This window comes from Arthrobacter sp. PAMC25564 (assembly GCF_004798705.1).
Classification (GTDB): Bacteria; Actinomycetota; Actinomycetes; order Actinomycetales; family Micrococcaceae; genus Arthrobacter.
The window spans coordinates 1,346,953-1,362,337 of sequence record NZ_CP039290.1; the positions used below are offsets into that span (position 1 = coordinate 1,346,953).

The window sequence follows — 15,385 nt, forward strand, 5'->3', positions numbered from 1 at the left end:
GCCGTGTCAATGGGAAGTCATTTAAAGACGCGCATAAGGCTTTGCAGGGACTTACGGGGTAGCAGTCCTGACACTCCTAGGAGAAGTGGCGACGGGCTCGGAAGACGACGTATCTTGGCCATCTCGCGCACTGATGCGCGAATCCCCGCCAGATCTCTCTTCTGAACCGCGTACCTGAGAGTTTGTCCCGCCAGGAAATCTACTCGAGTTTGCGGATCGAGGCCGACCAGTGCTGTTCTTGCCCAGGCCAACGACGTCGTCCAGTCGCTGCCGGCCGAGATTGAGCCGGTAGTTCCGACAAAGATGTCAACAAGGTCCTCGTTGACCTGATGGAATTTGACGCCGGGTTGCTCGCCGACCCTGACCAGCCAATCCCAGTCCTGATGCCGCGAGAGTGTCTCATCCCAAGGGACGCGCAGACACAGACTCCTAGGCACGAGGACTGTGGAAGCGAAGAAGGAGGCGCGTCGCGAGCCAGCCCTTCGACGTCGAAATAGGTAAGCCGCTATATCCTCGTCAGCGCTGATGAGCCTTTGGGGAACGCCTGTTATCTTGCTGATTCCTGTGGAACCGGTGAGAGTCTGGACAGCTCGTGACCCAATCACTATTGGCGACTCTGTGGGTTGTCGAGCCGCTGCTGATAATTGCAAACGCAATTTATCGGGGAACCATGTGTCGTCGTCATCGAGGAAGGCGATCCAGTGGCCGTTAGCCGCGCGGACTCCGAGATTCCTTGCGAATCCCCCGCGCTTTCCTCCGCCCGTGAAGAGGATGCGATCGGCTCCTGCAGCGGAGTCCAGCATTTCTACGTTGGCGATCGACTCATCCAGGTCGAACACGACTATGAGTTCCGTCCTGCCCGCATATTTCTGGGCGAGCACGCTCTCAACTGCTCTTCTCAGTTCCGGTCTGCCAACCGACGGTATAACGACTGAAACGTCGACAGATTTCGATGACGGCATTTATTCGCTTTCATTTGGAGTGCCCGTATTATGGGCCAGTTGGCGTTCAGTGAGAACCAACCCCGCGAGCTAGGTGTTGTCCAAAGCTGTTGGTAGTACGGCACGGCGTGATCGTAGTTCCTAGTGCGACTGGTGCTGGGGGTCACCTGATTCTTTGTCCCGTCGAAGCCTAGCGAAACGGCACATTAGCGACGGAGTGATGTCATGCTATCAAGTTGAACGAGCACTAACGCCGACAGCCGGTAGTATCGAGTGGGCTCTGCGTGGCGGGGATAGTTTGTACTTAGGTCGGGGGATACCGAAATGTTGGAGTCAGATGGATGGCGTATTCGCTATGCCCGCCGCTTGAGGGTCATCGACGCCTTAGTGGTCGTGTGGGCCACCGTCGGCGCACTGGTTCTCAGATTCGGCATCGAAGACGGTCCGATCAGCAAGGGGACCGGCGTATACGTTGTTCTAACGATCGCCCTTGCCCTGGGCTGGTGGATCATGCTTGGGCTGTGGGGAACCCGCGATGCAAAGGTGCTGGGCTTCGGCCCGGAAGAGTACAAGCGGGTTTTTGCCAGTTCACTCTGGCTGTTTGGCATTCTTGCAATCGTTTCCTACTCAGCCCGCTTTGATACTGCCCGCGGATATGTGGGCATAGCGCTCCCCTCAGGCCTCTTGGGGTTAATCTTGGGGCGGTGGATACTGCGGCAACATCTGGCTTCGGAGCGTGTTCGGGGGCGTAGCTCCTCACGGGTGCTCGTGATCGGTGGGACAGCCAGCGCCGAACATGTCGTCCGGTCGCTTCAAGCGCACCCCGAGGCGGGCTACTTGCCCGTAGGAGCTTTCTTGACGTCCCGGAGTTCATCTCCAGGATCCTCAGATAATGTGGGCGTCGAAGTGGTCGGCATCGGCCGTGACATCGAACACATCATGGTGGCCATAGCTGGCTCGGGGTCAGACACTGTTGCCATTGCAGCCGAGGGCGATCTGAGCCCCAGGAAACTACGTGAGTTGGGTTGGCGGTTGGCAGCTTCCCACGTATCCATGATCTTGGCTCCGTCTCTCACTGATGTTGCCGGGCCGCGAATTCACACGCGCCCGGTGGCAGGACTCCCGCTTATCCATGTCTCCACTCCAAAACTGACGGGTGGCCGACGGGTCGCGAAGCGCGCATTCGACATGCTCGCCGGTGCTGTGCTCGTGGCTGTGTTATCGCCGGTATTTCTGATTGTGGCCGTCCTTGTGAAGCTTTCGAGTCCGGGCCCGGTGTTCTATGGTCAAGAACGGATCGGGATCAGAGGAACAACGTTCAAGATGCTGAAGTTCCGTTCCATGAACAACAACGCGGATCAACAGCTGCAGGAATTGCTTCGAGCTCAGGGCCGAGCAGGTGAACCCCTGTTCAAGGTGCATAATGATCCACGGATCACGAATGTTGGCAGAGTGATTCGAAAATTCTCCTTGGACGAGTTGCCCCAGCTCTTCAACGTAATTTCGGGGAGTATGAGCTTGGTGGGCCCTCGGCCACAGCGAGCCGGCGAGGTGGCTCTCTACGACACGGATGCACACCGGCGGCTTTATGTGAGTCCTGGGATGAGTGGGCTGTGGCAGGTGAGCGGCCGTTCCAATCTCTCATGGGAAGAAAGCATCCGGTTGGATCTGTATTACGTCGAAAACTGGTCTCTCACGGGCGACATTGTGATCCTTTTCAAGACGTTCAAAGCAGTTTTCGCGGGTGCCGGCGCGGCCTGATCGTTTGCATTCGTCAGCGCAAATATCACTGCGAGCAGGGTTTCGACATTCGAATTTTGCGGCAACGGGTGCCGAATCTTTTGCCCTGAGACTTCCGCAGTGATTGAGGCGTCGGCAGATGCATGGCCCATCTGCGTGGACCAACCGCTCCGATGCTCATCCTCGTGGCCCTCAGGCTTTGCTTCTCACGACGAGTAGCAGGGTTCCATGGGAAAAATATGGACTACTTGGTCCGCGGCCGCCTTAGAACTGAGTACCTACTCAGATGGCCGGGGCTGAATATCCATCGAAAAACAAGTACCAACTACTGGGTGCACTCCCCGCAATTTCTAGTTGTATGAATTCAGGGTTCCCAAACATGGCGGACTCGCGCATCTTTTAAAGCCGAAGGAAGAGCTTCGTATTTAATAGAGCGATGAATTTATAACTTGTTCCCCGTGGATGAATTCTATTGAAGCCTCCTAGGGGAAACCTCGTGGGGGGGTACAATAATGCTTTCAATCTTTTCAACGCTACGTAGTGCAATCGGTGCCGAAGCCCATAGCCCAGATGCCCTTGTGGAGCCGGCGGGTCCAGCGTCCGGCTGCAGTTCTGCCCCTACTTCCAAGCCGCAGAGTGGCCAGACCTTAGGCACGCCCGTCGCGTCAGCACGGGAGAGAGATGCCGGCGCTTCGGTGAATCGTCGTACTCTGCTTCGTGTGGGTTCCGTCGCAGCAGCAGGCGCAGGTGGATTGTCGCTGTTTTCGTCGTCGCCCGCGCAGGCGGTCACTCCGGCAAGCCCTGCGTCACGATCGTCGTCCGGAAGGGGAGCGGTAATGCTGTCCATGGACGATGGTTATCTTGCCATGGACGTAGTCCGGAAACTTCTTGACGCCAGGGGTCAGAAAGGAACCTTTTTCATTACCCCTGGACTCCTTAATGGCTCCTCAAAGATCAACGAAACGCATATCCTTGCCATGGTGGCGAACGGACACGAAGTGGGGGCCCATTCTCAGACGCATGCGAACATGACAGCTATCGCGCAGCCACAACGTATTATCGAACTTGAGCAGCCGAAGTCCTACCTTGAGAACCTCACAGGAACCGCGGTGACGTCATTTGCCTATCCGTTCGGTACCGCTTCCGGCGGCAGGAATCTAACGACGGACCTTGATTTGTATCTTCGATATGACAGGGCGTTTGACACGGCTCAGTACAACCAGACGGCGCTTCATTCTCGATATGCCCAGGCACCCACGCTCATTCGCAGGACCTGCATAGACGGCACCAACCATCAGCAGTGCCTTTCAATGATTAGAGAAGCATCAGTCCGTCCAGTGGTGGCTTCTTTCTTCTTCCATAATCTCGACACTTCAATCAACCCTTCGATTGCACAGCTCACCGAAATGTTGGATCTCGCGCAATCATTAGGCGTAGAATTGATCACCGCATCCGATGCGTTCGGCTCGCATCGCATGGTTGCCAATGCGGGATTTGAGAACAGCGGCACCGACGCCTACCCGTGGAGATGGTTCAAGAGCGGGTCTGCGCAGCTTGAAATTGTCACAGAAAATCCGCAGATGGGATTGCCAGGCCAGCGATCACTGCATCTTTCGGCCCCTGTCTCGACCTATTCCACAGTCGCCCAAGCTGTTGAGGTGACGCCCGGGACCACGTACACATATTCGTTCCGTGCGCGCGCGGTATCAGGATCAACATGGGGCGCGAAGAGTTCCTATGGAAATGTAGTCGCCCTTGACTACGGTCAGGCGACCATTGCGGGGTCGGAGGTGAGGACGGGGTCGATCATGGCAGAAAACGTGGCTTGGGCGAAGTATTCCGTGGACTTCACAGTGCCGGCCACGAGCACAACCGTGCTTCTGGGACTGGTCCTTGACTGGCCGGCGGCCGGTGGTCGCGTAGCATTTGACCACGTATGGTTCGCGCCAAAGGCGATGGCAGATCTCGGCTAGCGAGGCCATGCGCTGTGCTGGAGGGCGACACCATCCAGCACAGCGCTTCTCGCATCCACTTCCAATAGGAAGAAGGTTGTGCGGGCGGGGCGATCGATTAAGGCCTCACGGTAAATAGGTCGCCTACCGCGTATCCACATCCTCAAACACCAAGAACGTCTGGGTATCCAGCACCCCGGGCATGGACTGCAGCTGGTCGAAGATCACCCGGCGCAGGTCGATGTTGTCCACCGCCCTTACCAGCAGGATCACGTCGAAGTCACCGCCCACCAGGGCAATATGGTGCACCTCGGGGATGGCACGCAGCAGCTCCCGCAGCTCACGCCAGGAATGCTGGCGCACCTTCAGCGTCACATAGGCGGAGGACTTGAGTCCGGCCTTTATCGGGTCCACCAGCACCGTGAACTTAGTCAGGACACCCTCGCCGGTCAGCCGGGCGATCCTTGTATAGGCATGCGCGCGCGAGATATGCACGTTTTCCGCCACCTGCGTCACGGACATCCGGCCGTCCTTGGTCAGCTCCGCAATGATGTTCCGGTCCACATCATCCAGCGGCACCGCCGCCTGCCCCGGCTCAGCATCTGCCATTCGTCCACAACTCCCGCCGGTAATCCAGCTCGCACTTACAATTTGTCTTCCACACTAGGCCAGATCCCTGTACTTCTCCACGATTCCATTGATGGCTGGATACGAAACATCGTCCGGCGCCATACTTGGAAGGAATAGTGGCTACAGAAGGACGGACCAATGACGATCTCCGCAGACCACACTGCGCACCGCGAACCGGAAGCGGCAGCGGCGGACCAGGCGCCGGCGCAGGCACCCGAAAACGCAGCCACCGAGGCCGTGCGCAAGTTCGGCATCACGGCCGAGGATTACATGCTCCCCGCCCGCCACCAGATCGAGATGGTGGGCCCGGACGGCACCCTGACCCCGCATACCGAGCAGGGCACCCAGCCCGGCCACGAGTACGCCCTCCCCGCCGACGAGGAACTCTTGGCCGCCTACGAGCAGCTCGTCATCGGCCGCCGCGTCAATGACCAGAACTCCGCCCTGGTCCGGCAGGGCCGGATGGCCGTCTACCCCTCCAGCCACGGACAGGAAGCCTGCCAGGTCGCCGCCGCACTCTGCCTCGCCGAGGGGGACTGGATGTTCCCCACCTACCGGGACTCCGTGGCCGTGATGGCCCGCGGCGTCGATCCTGTCCAGACCATGACCCTCTTCCGCGGCGACTGGCACAGCGGCTACGACCCGGCCGAGCACAAGGTCGGTATCCAGTGCACACCGCTGACCACCCAGCTGCTCCACGGCGTCGGCGTCGCCCACGCCGCCAAGCTGCGCGGCGAAGACACCGTCGTCCTGGCCATGTGCGGCGACGGCGCCACCAGCGAGGGCGACTTCCACGAGGCCCTGAACTTCGCCGCCGTCTTCCACCTGCCCGTGGTCTTCTTCGTCCAGAACAACCAGTACGCCATCTCCGTCCCGTTGGCGCACCAGTCCGTCGCGCCCTCGCTCGCCCACAAAGCAGTGGGCTACGGCATGGCCGGGGAACGCGTGGACGGCAACGACGTCGTCGCGCTCCTCGCCGTGCTGGACCGGGCCGTCACGCTCGCCCGCGCAGGCTCCGGACCGCTGCTCGTCGAGGCCCACACCTACCGCATGCAGGCCCACACCAACGCCGACGACGCCACCCGCTACCGCCAGGACAGCGAAGTCGCCGAATGGGTGGCCAAGGACCCGCTGAGCCGGATGAAGACCTACCTCACCGGCCGCGGACTGCTCGACGACGGGATAGCCGCCCGGATCGCCGAGAAGGCGGAGGCCGTCGCCACACAGCTGCGCGAGGGCCTGGGGGAGGACATCCCGGTGGACCCGCAGGACCTCTTCAAGTACGTCTTTTCCACCCCGACACTGCAGCTGAAGGAACAGTCCGCCATGCTCGCTGATGAACTCGCCCGCGACGCCGCATCCACCGCAACGGAGACCGGGAAATGAGCCCCACCGATGTCAGCGCCGCCACCGCCCGGGCCGCCGCCCGGGCCGCTGCCACGGCTGAAACGGCCGGCCCGCAGACCATCACCCTGGCCAAGGCCCTGAACACCGCCATGGCCGACGCCATGCACGCGGACCCCTCGGTCCTGGTCTTCGGCGAGGACGTCGGCCTGCTCGGCGGGGTCTTCCGCATCACCGACGGGCTCACCAAAACCTTCGGGGAGAACCGCTGCTTCGACACCCCGCTGGCCGAGTCCGGGATCGTGGGCATGGCCGTGGGCATGGCCATGAACGGCATGCGCCCGGTCATCGAAATGCAGTTCGACGCCTTCGCCTACCCGGCCTTCGAACAGATCGTCAGCCACGTGGCCAAGATGCACAACCGCACCAAGGGCGCCGTGAAGCTGCCCATGGTCATCCGCGTCCCCTACGCCGGCGGCATCGGCGGAGTGGAACACCACTGCGACTCCTCCGAGTCCTACTACGCCCACACCGCCGGCCTGAAAGTCTTCACCCCCGCCACCGTGGCGGACGGCTACCGGATGCTCCGCGAGGCCATCGACTCCGACGATCCGGTCATGTTCATGGAGCCCAAGAAGCTGTACTGGTCCAAGGACCAGGTGGACCTGGACGCGCTGCGGGCTGAGCACGCCGCGAACACCGAACGCGGCATCTCCTCCGAGGGCCAGGCCGCCGTCGCCCGCCCCGGCACCGACGCCACCCTGATCGCCTACGGACCCTCCGTCCCCACGGCACTCGCCGCAGCCGCCGCTGCCGCCGAGGAAGGACGCTCGCTCGAAGTGATCGACGTCCGCTCGATCGTGCCGTTCGACGACGAAACCGTCTGCGCCTCCGTCCGCAAGACCGGCCGCGCCGTGGTCATCGCCGAGGCCCACGGCTTCGCCTCGGTGGCCTCCGAGATCGTGGCCCGGGTCCAGGAGCGCTGCTTCCACCACCTCGCCGCGCCGATCCGCCGCGTCACCGGCTTCGACGTGCCCTACCCGGCGCCGAAGCTCGAGCACTACTACCTGCCCGGCGTGGACCGCATCCTCGACGCCGTCGACGACCTTCAGTGGGAGAACTGACCATGAGCGAAACCAAAGTATTCCTCCTCCCGGACCTCGGCGAAGGACTCACCGAAGCCGAACTCGTGCACTGGCTCGTGGCCGTGGGCGACGAGATCCGCGTGGACCAGCCCATCGCCGAGGTGGAGACCGCCAAGTCCATGGTGGAGGTGCCCTCCCCGTACGCCGGCACCGTCGCCGTGCTGCACGGCGAGCCCGGCCAGATACTCGACGTCGGCAAGCCGCTGATCTCTGTGACGCCTCTTGGCTCCGTTGCGGCCGCCGCGGATGATGCCGCCCCCGCCCCTTCGCCGGACGGCATTGCTGCAAGCAGCATGCCGTCCGGCTCCGGAAGGCCCGATGCCACTCCCGGGGCGGCATCATCCGCGCCGGCTGAGTCTGCGGTTGAGTCATCTGCGGCCGCTGAGGTTTACCGCGAAGAGGAGAAGGCGGGATCCGGCAATGTCCTCATCGGATACGGGACTCCGGGCGGGCATGGGGTTGCGCGGCGGTCTCGGGCGCCGAAGCATCCGGTGGTCTCGCCTGCCAACCAGATTTCTGCGGCGGAGAAGGCTGCCGACGATCTGTTGCTGATGCGCACCAGGGTGCCCGGGAAGCTTGGTGCCGTGATCTCTCCGCTGGTGCGGCGGATGGCGCGGGACCATGGAGTTGATTTGGGGGGACTCCAAGGGTCGGGAGCCAGCGGGCTCATTATGCGGCGCGACGTCGAGGCTGTCATCAAGCCGAATCAGGTGGCTGAGACCGACGAGGTCCAGCGTCTTGCGGTTGCGCCTGTCGAAACCGCTGCCTACGTGGACGCCCGCACCGGCCTGGGCATTTCCGGGCGCACGGCCGTCCGCGGTGTGCGGAAGGCTGTGGCCGCGAACATGACGCGCAGCCGTTCCGAGATCCCTGAAGCAACGGTGTGGGTGGACGTGGACGCCACCGCGCTGGTGGAGGTGCGCGCCGCTCTGAAGAAGTCTGATCCGCACAACGCCCCCGGCCTGCTGGCATTCATCGCCCGCTTCGTCATCGCCGGGCTGAAGAAGTTCCCGGAACTGAACACCCGGATCGTCACCACCGAAGATACCGCCGGCGGGGCGATGCAGGAGATTGTGGCGTTCGACGGCGTCAACCTCGGCTTCGCGGCCCAGACCGACCGCGGACTCATGGTGCCGTCGGTGCGGAACGCGGACAAGCTCAGCGCCCGCGAACTGGACGCGGAGATCCGCCGGCTCACCGCCGTCGTCCGCGAAGGAAAGGCGACCCCCGCGGAACTCGGCAGCGGCACCTTCACCCTGAACAACTACGGGGTGTTCGGGGTGGACGGCTCCGCCGCGATCATCAACCACCCCGAGGTGGGCATCCTCGGCGTCGGGCGGATCATCGACATGCCCTGGGTGGTCAAGGGCGAGCTCGCCGTCCGCAAGGTCACCGAACTGACGCTCACCTTCGACCACCGCGTCTGCGACGGGGCAACGGCCGGCGGCTTCCTGCGGTACGTGGCCGACGCGATCGAGAACCCGGGGTCCGTGCTGGCCGACATGTGATTTCAAGCACCTTATTAATTACGTCTGGGGGTTAGCTTCGCATTAACATAGGACTTTCAAGCGTCGGGGCTAGGATCGACTTCCATGAGCTCACTTTTTGGAACCGACGGCGTACGTGGTCTGGCTAATGGACTTATCACGGCGGAGCTGTCCGTGAAATTGGCGCAAGCCGCGGCCGTCGTTCTAGGGCACCGAAATGTTCCGGAGGGCACGCGACCCAAGGCGGTAATCGCCCGTGATCCACGGGCCAGTGGCGAATTCATCTCGGCTGCCATGTCTGCGGGTCTAGCCAGCGCAGGAGTGGACGTTTTCGATGCGGGCGTCATCCCAACACCTGCAGCAGCCTACTTAGTGGCGGATCTGAGTGCGGATTTCGGTGTGATGATTTCCGCGTCGCATAATCCAGCCGACGACAACGGCATAAAGTTTCTGGCATTTGGCGGTCATAAGCTGAGCGATGCTCTTGAATATCAAATCGAAGCCGAGCTGGCGCAGCTTTCTCCACGTCCGATCGGTGCCGGCGTGGGTCGAATTCAGCGCTTTGCGGACGCAGAAGATCGGTACGTGGCGCATCTTCTGACCTCTCTGCCATGCAGAATCGACGGTCTGACCGTGGTGCTCGACTGCGCGAACGGGGCCGCCAGCACTTGTTCCCCCAGGGTGTTCAAGGATGCCGGTGCTCATGTCATCGTTATCGGAGCCGATCCGGATGGGCTAAACATCAACGATGGTTACGGCTCCACCCACCTTGAAAAGCTCCAGGCTGCGGTGATGGCGCACCGAGCAGATTTGGGCATCGCACACGACGGAGACGCGGATCGCTGCCTCGCGGTGGACAACCTCGGGCGGATTGTCGATGGCGACGAAATCATGGCGATCATGGCCGTGGCCCTTGAATCCGCCGGAAAACTCACGGGCAATACCTTGGTCGCCACCGTCATGAGCAACCTGGGTCTCAAGCGCGGCATGGAAAAAGCAGGCATCTCTGTAAAGGAGACGGCTGTTGGTGATCGCTATGTGCTGGAGGGGATGCGCGAAGGCTCCTTTAGTTTGGGGGGTGAGCAATCGGGGCACGTCATTTTCGCCGACTTCGCCACCACGGGAGACGGTGTACTTACAGGACTTCAGCTTGCTGCAGAGATGTCACGTTCCGGAAAATCATTGTCCGAGCTGGCTAGCGTTATGACTCGGATGCCTCAGGTGCTCATTAACGTCAAAGGCGTCGACAAACTACGGGCTGCAACCGATGCCATCATTCAAGACACGGTTCGAGTCGCCACGGCGACCCTTGGAGACAACGGACGGGTGCTGCTCAGGCCCTCCGGAACGGAGCCTGTAGTTAGGATCATGGTCGAAGCAGCAGAACTGGACGTGGCACAACGGATCGCCGAACAAATAGCTGATGCGGTGCTATTGCACGCTCGGGTGGAGAAACCACTGGCATTATCTGTTCTGGCATAGGCCAAAGAGGAAAGCCCCGCATTCGCACGTAAATTTGCCTGAGCTGGTTATGTAAATTCTTTTTGCCTGAGTCAGCATGTACCGTGGGTTCCATGTGCGGAATCGTTGGATATGTGGGCCACTCGGCTGGCCGGGTAAATACTGGACACAACGCCCTGGACGTTGTCCTGGAGGGATTGCGGCGCCTGGAGTACCGGGGCTACGACTCCGCGGGCATCGCGGTCGTAGCCGACGGGGCCATTTCGTCCCGCAAGAAGTCGGGAAAGCTGAGTAACCTGGTGGCCGAGCTCGAAGCCCGTCCGCTGCCGGAAGCAGCAACCGGAATCGGCCACACCCGCTGGGCAACGCACGGTGGACCGACGGACCAGAACGCGCACCCGCACCTGTCCGACAACGGCAGGCTGGCCCTGATACACAACGGCATCATCGAGAACTATGCGGAATTGAAGCTGGAGCTTCTCGACAAAGGCGTTAAATTCATCTCGGAAACCGACACCGAAGTCGCCGCGGCACTCCTTGGCGACATCTACCGGAACGAGCTGGACGGCGACAACTCCAACGGCGGCCTGACCCGGGCAATGCAGCTCGCCTGCCAGCGGCTGGAAGGCGCCTTCACCCTGCTGGCCGTGCACGCCGACCAGCCCGACGTCGTCGTCGCCGCCCGCCGCAACTCGCCCCTCGTGGTGGGCCTGGGCGACGGTGAGAACTTCCTCGGCTCCGACGTTTCCGGCTTCATTGACTACACCCGCCGGGCCGTGGAACTTGGCCAGGACCAGATCGTCACCATCACCGCCGAGACCGTGGACATCACCGACTTCTTCGGTGCTCCGGCCGAAGGCAAGGAATACTACGTTGACTGGGATCCGGCATCCGCGGAGAAGGGTGGCTACCCGTCCTTCATGGAAAAGGAAATCCATGACCAGCCCGATGCTGTCGCACAGACCCTGCTGGGCCGTTCGGACCTCGACGGCAAGCTGACCCTGGACGAGATGCGGATCGATCCGGAACTGCTCAAACACATCAACAAGATCATTGTGCTCGCCTGCGGCACGTCGGCCTACGCCGGCCAGGTGGCGAAGTACGCGATCGAACGCTGGTGCCGGATTGCCACCGAGGTCGAGCTCTCGCACGAATTCCGCTACCGGGACCCGATTGTCGATGAGAACACCCTGGTGGTTTCCATCTCGCAGTCCGGCGAGACGATGGACACGCTGATGGCTGTCCGCTACGCCAAGGAGCAGGGCGCCAAGACGATCTCCATCTGCAACACGAACGGCTCCACCATCCCGCGTGAATCCGACGCCGTGCTCTACACACACGCTGGCCCGGAAATCGCGGTGGCCTCGACCAAGGCATTCCTCGCCCAGATCACCGCCGCGTACCTCCTGGGCCTGTACCTGGCGCAGCTGCGCGGCAACATGTTCCAGGGCGAAATCAAGGACGTCCTCGCGGACCTCGGCAAGATTCCGGCCAAGATCCAGCACATCCTGGACAACGAGGGCCGGATCAAGGAACTCGCCCGGGAGATGGCCAACGCCAAGTCCGTGCTGTTCCTGGGCCGTCACGTCGGCTTCCCGGTGGCCATGGAAGGTGCCCTGAAGCTCAAGGAGCTCGCCTACATCCACGCCGAGGGCTTTGCCGCCGGGGAACTCAAGCACGGTCCGATCGCGCTGATCGAGGACGGCCAGCCCGTCTTTGTGATTGTTCCGTCGCCGCGCGGCCGGGATTCGCTGCACGCGAAGGTCGTCTCCAACATCCAGGAAGTCCGGGCCCGCGGCGCCAAGACCATCGTGATCGCTGAAGAGGGCGACGAAGCGGTCAAGGCCTACGCCGAGCACGTCTTCTACATTCCCACGACGCCGACGCTCCTCGCGCCCCTGCTTGCCGTGGTTCCCCTGCAGATTTTCGCCGCCGAGCTCGCCACCGCCAAGGGATTTGACGTGGACCAGCCACGCAACCTGGCCAAGAGCGTGACCGTAGAATAACCGCAATAAACGATTGACTTGGGAAACTGCCAGCCAACGGGCCCTGCCGGTGAATCGACTCAGCAAGCCGATCCCTGCCGGGCCTCTCAACGCGGCGTGTAGCTGGGCTTTGGGCGCGAAGCCCCAAGGGGTGTCCCTGTGTTCTTTGTCAAGCGGTCGAGTGGCTTTTTCTTGATTGCGGAAGCGCCGGTTCCACGCAGGCGGCAGCGACCGGCGGAGGGGATGGCCGGCTGGGGATGCGGGGGATGTCAGGCAGCCTGCGGGTTGGGCGCCTCGTAGAGGGCCATGTCGCGGAGCATGGCGAACAGGACGTCGCAGCGGCGGCGGGCGACGGCGATGAGGGCCTGGTTGTGGCGTTTGCCCTCGGCAGGTTTCCGGTCGTAGTAGGCACGGGACACGGGGTCTTTCAGTGCGGCGAATGCCGAGAGGAAGAGGGCGCGTTTGAGGATCTTGTTGCCTTTCCTGGAGGGGTGGTCGCCGCGGATGGACGTGCCAGATCTCCAGGTGACGGGCGCGAATCCGGAGTAGGAGGCCAGGTGCCCGGCGGTGGCGAAGTCCTTGCCGACGACTTCGGTGATGATCCGTGCTTCCGTCCTGACTCCGATTGCCGGCATGGAGGTCAGGACAAGGTGAAGAGGGTGGGCCTCCACGAGGGCTTCGACCCGCGTCTCGCCGGCTCGGCGCAGGGCGTCCGGGGTCGGGTATTTCTGCAGCATTTCGGCCATCGACGGGTGGATCTGCATGAGCAGGCCGCGGATGCGGTTCGAGGGGGCGGTGGCCTGCTGGGCCAGATTGTTGTCGAAACCGCAGAGCATGGACAGTTCCGCGGCCTGTTCATCCTCTACCGCGATCGAGCGCAGGGGGTGCGGCTGGGTCCGGGCTGCCTCGGCAATGATCGCTGCGTCCCTCGCGTCGATCTGGCTTCGCCGGGGTGCAGGTCCGCGATCCGGCGCATCGCCAGCCCTGGCAGGTAGCAGACCAAGGTCCCCTCGGGCCGGGCCACAGGGACCGGCAGGGCGCTATGGTCGCCGCCTGGTCCACGACCAGGGTCCCATGGCTGGCGAGGCCGCCGATGATGGCCCGCAGTTTCGCCGAGTCCTGGGCCAGTGCCTTGTCGAGGAGTCTCTTTCCGTTCCGGTCGATGGCGACCGCGTAGTGGCTGCTCTTGCCGACGTCGACGCCGATGAAGACATCGACGAGATGGTGGTCCTTGATCACTGCTACCCTGCAGGAGTTGATTCCATCGCGACAGTGCTGGCATGTCCTGTGGCGGCAGAGTTCGGCATCCACGTTACGGTCGGCCTGCCGCTGTGGAGTCTGCGGCTGGTCTTGTCCCATCAGCGATCCTCTGGCGCCTATCGGACGGCGCTTATCGTACCCCGATTACAACATCATCCGGATCATCAACGACTGGGGGCAAAACCATGCGGGGGCCGACAGGCCAACAACCCCGATTCTTGCTCGTTAGGGGGCTATAAGAAGGTAACGGGGCACTCAACCGGTCTTATTGAACCCCAACAGGCAGGACGGCGCGGCAGGCTTTGATAACCCGCCGCGCGCAACTCTCCCAGGTGAAGTCAGTCTCGTAGCGTGCGCGTGCGCTGGTGCTCATCGCTGTATAGGTGTCTGGGTTGAGGACCGACCTCACGGCGTCTGCGTAGGCGTCAGGTGTTGCCTCGGGGTCAAGTAGGATGCCGGCCATGCCGGACTCTACCCGGTCAGGCACACCGCCGACTGTTGAGGCCACCACAGGCAGGGAGTAGGCCGCGGCCTCGGCTAGAACCATTGGGAACGGGTCATTCCGCGTGGGGAGAAGGAAAACGTCAGCGTTACGGTACATTGCGCCCAGCTTCTCCCGGTCCGCGTCCGTCGCCTTCGCCATGAACCCGTGGTATGTGACATACTCGCGGTTCCAGTCGGCCGACGGGGGATTGACCCCAACCACATCGAGGTGAGCGCTGATGCCCCGCGCCTGTAGCGCGTCAACCGTTTCAACGGCTTTGTCCATGCCCTTCCGGTGCCACTTCACGCCCATCGTGAGGAGCCTGACGCCTTCTGGCGCAACCCGGCTGATGTGACCGGGGTCTTTGACGTTCGAACCGAAGGGTGCAATGAAGGCGCGGGTTATGCCATACCGACTCTTTGTGTCGTCCAGCGCCCATCTTGATGGCATCATGACCCCGGCCAGTTCCCGCAACGCTTCGGCTTCCAGTGGTTCCGCCTGCTTGGATGTCCTGGCGGACAGTCCGGACCAGTGCGGTGACTGATTGAGGCGCTGCCCAATGGTGGCGTCCCCCCAATAGATGATCGGGATGCCACTGGCCGAGCGGAGCGGGTACCAGCCCAAGACAATCACAACATCCGGCTTGACCCGCGCTACCTCTCGGTCAAATGCCTTGGTGAAGAACCGGAGTGCGGCGGGCTCAACCTCCCAGTTAACCTTCCGGCCCAGCTTCCCTGTCAGCCCAGCAAACTTGTTTAGTGCTTTGTAGGCAGTAGGCGCGAGCGGCCCAATGGTAACAACTTCATCGTGGACGGCCCGCAAACCCTCTAGGAAGTGGGCTGGCGTGCCGGACCAAACGCGTACATCATCTGGTGCCCCAGTTAGTGTGCAAACAGCGATTCTCATGTGCCTGACTGTAGCAACGCTTACACAAATTCGCCCTGTTCTGCGACGCG

10 protein-coding genes and 1 pseudogene are annotated in these 15,385 nt (G+C 62.1%); 7 read left to right on the top strand and 4 right to left on the bottom strand.

Annotated features, from left to right (window positions below):
* Positions 1–17 precede the first annotated feature (17 nt).
* A complete protein-coding gene (locus tag E5206_RS06125; RefSeq protein ID WP_136321719.1) occupies positions 18–962 on the bottom strand; it encodes a glycosyltransferase in 945 nt (314 codons plus the stop codon).
* 345 nt (positions 963–1,307) lie between these two features.
* Between E5206_RS06125 and E5206_RS06130 the strand changes: the two genes are divergently transcribed.
* Both E5206_RS06130 and E5206_RS06135 read left to right on the top strand, forming a co-directional pair.
* Positions 1,308–2,702 carry a sugar transferase gene (locus tag E5206_RS06130; RefSeq protein ID WP_346763467.1) on the top strand — a complete coding sequence of 465 codons (1,395 nt, stop codon included), beginning with the start codon at positions 1,308–1,310 and terminating at the stop codon, positions 2,700–2,702.
* 815 nt (positions 2,703–3,517) lie between these two features.
* Complete coding sequence (locus E5206_RS06135; RefSeq protein ID WP_168709274.1) at positions 3,518–4,654, top strand: polysaccharide deacetylase family protein; 1,137 nt, start codon at positions 3,518–3,520, stop codon at positions 4,652–4,654.
* A gap of 123 nt (positions 4,655–4,777) precedes the next feature.
* Here the strand turns inward: E5206_RS06135 and E5206_RS06140 are convergent, their stop codons facing one another.
* Positions 4,778–5,242: an Lrp/AsnC family transcriptional regulator gene (locus E5206_RS06140; protein ID WP_136321722.1), complete on the bottom strand. Its 465-nt coding sequence runs from the start codon at positions 5,240–5,242 to the stop codon at positions 4,778–4,780.
* Between the two features lie 159 nt (positions 5,243–5,401).
* Here E5206_RS06140 and E5206_RS06145 point away from each other — a divergent pair, with 159 nt between their 5' ends.
* The 5 genes from E5206_RS06145 (at position 5,402) to glmS (ending at position 12,706) form a co-directional block, all read left to right on the top strand.
* The gene (locus E5206_RS06145; RefSeq protein WP_136321723.1) at positions 5,402–6,649 is read left to right on the top strand and encodes a thiamine pyrophosphate-dependent dehydrogenase E1 component subunit alpha; all 1,248 of its coding nucleotides are present in this window, start codon (positions 5,402–5,404) and stop codon (positions 6,647–6,649) included.
* On the top strand, positions 6,646–7,731 hold the full coding sequence (locus tag E5206_RS06150; protein ID WP_136321724.1) for an alpha-ketoacid dehydrogenase subunit beta: 1,086 nt from the start codon (positions 6,646–6,648) through the stop codon (positions 7,729–7,731). The genes E5206_RS06145 and E5206_RS06150 overlap by 4 nt, the downstream gene beginning before the upstream one ends.
* Positions 7,732–7,733: 2 nt before the next feature.
* A complete protein-coding gene (locus tag E5206_RS06155) occupies positions 7,734–9,260 on the top strand; it encodes a dihydrolipoamide acetyltransferase family protein (RefSeq protein WP_136321725.1) in 1,527 nt (508 codons plus the stop codon).
* An 84-nt stretch (positions 9,261–9,344) separates the two neighbouring features.
* Positions 9,345–10,721: a phosphoglucosamine mutase gene (glmM, locus tag E5206_RS06160; RefSeq protein WP_136321726.1), complete on the top strand. Its 1,377-nt coding sequence runs from the start codon at positions 9,345–9,347 to the stop codon at positions 10,719–10,721.
* 92 nt (positions 10,722–10,813) lie between these two features.
* On the top strand, positions 10,814–12,706 hold the full coding sequence (gene glmS, locus E5206_RS06165) for a glutamine--fructose-6-phosphate transaminase (isomerizing) (RefSeq protein ID WP_136321727.1): 1,893 nt from the start codon (positions 10,814–10,816) through the stop codon (positions 12,704–12,706).
* 248 nt (positions 12,707–12,954) lie between these two features.
* Here the strand turns inward: glmS and E5206_RS06170 are convergent.
* Positions 12,955–13,921 (bottom strand): annotated as a pseudogene (locus E5206_RS06170) (IS110 family transposase).
* 289 nt (positions 13,922–14,210) lie between these two features.
* Positions 14,211–15,335, bottom strand: a complete 1,125-nt coding sequence (locus tag E5206_RS06175) for a glycosyltransferase family 4 protein (RefSeq protein ID WP_168709275.1) — start codon at positions 15,333–15,335, stop codon at positions 14,211–14,213.
* Positions 15,336–15,385: the final 50 nt, after the last annotated feature.

Excerpts from the sequence above, each read along its gene's own strand:
- E5206_RS06140 (WP_136321722.1), bottom strand. The coding sequence starts at position 5,242 with ATGGCAGATGCTGAGCCGGGGCAGGCGGCGGTGCCGCTGGATGATGTG.
- E5206_RS06150 (WP_136321724.1), top strand. The coding sequence starts at position 6,646 with ATGAGCCCCACCGATGTCAGCGCCGCCACCGCCCGGGCCGCCGCCCGG.
- glmS (WP_136321727.1), top strand. The coding sequence starts at position 10,814 with ATGTGCGGAATCGTTGGATATGTGGGCCACTCGGCTGGCCGGGTAAAT.
- E5206_RS06155 (WP_136321725.1), top strand. The coding sequence starts at position 7,734 with ATGAGCGAAACCAAAGTATTCCTCCTCCCGGACCTCGGCGAAGGACTC.
- glmM (WP_136321726.1), top strand. The coding sequence starts at position 9,345 with ATGAGCTCACTTTTTGGAACCGACGGCGTACGTGGTCTGGCTAATGGA.
- E5206_RS06125 (WP_136321719.1), bottom strand. The coding sequence starts at position 962 with ATGCCGTCATCGAAATCTGTCGACGTTTCAGTCGTTATACCGTCGGTT.
- E5206_RS06135 (WP_168709274.1), top strand. The coding sequence starts at position 3,518 with ATGCTGTCCATGGACGATGGTTATCTTGCCATGGACGTAGTCCGGAAA.
- E5206_RS06175 (WP_168709275.1), bottom strand. The coding sequence starts at position 15,335 with ATGAGAATCGCTGTTTGCACACTAACTGGGGCACCAGATGATGTACGC.
- E5206_RS06145 (WP_136321723.1), top strand. The coding sequence starts at position 5,402 with ATGACGATCTCCGCAGACCACACTGCGCACCGCGAACCGGAAGCGGCA.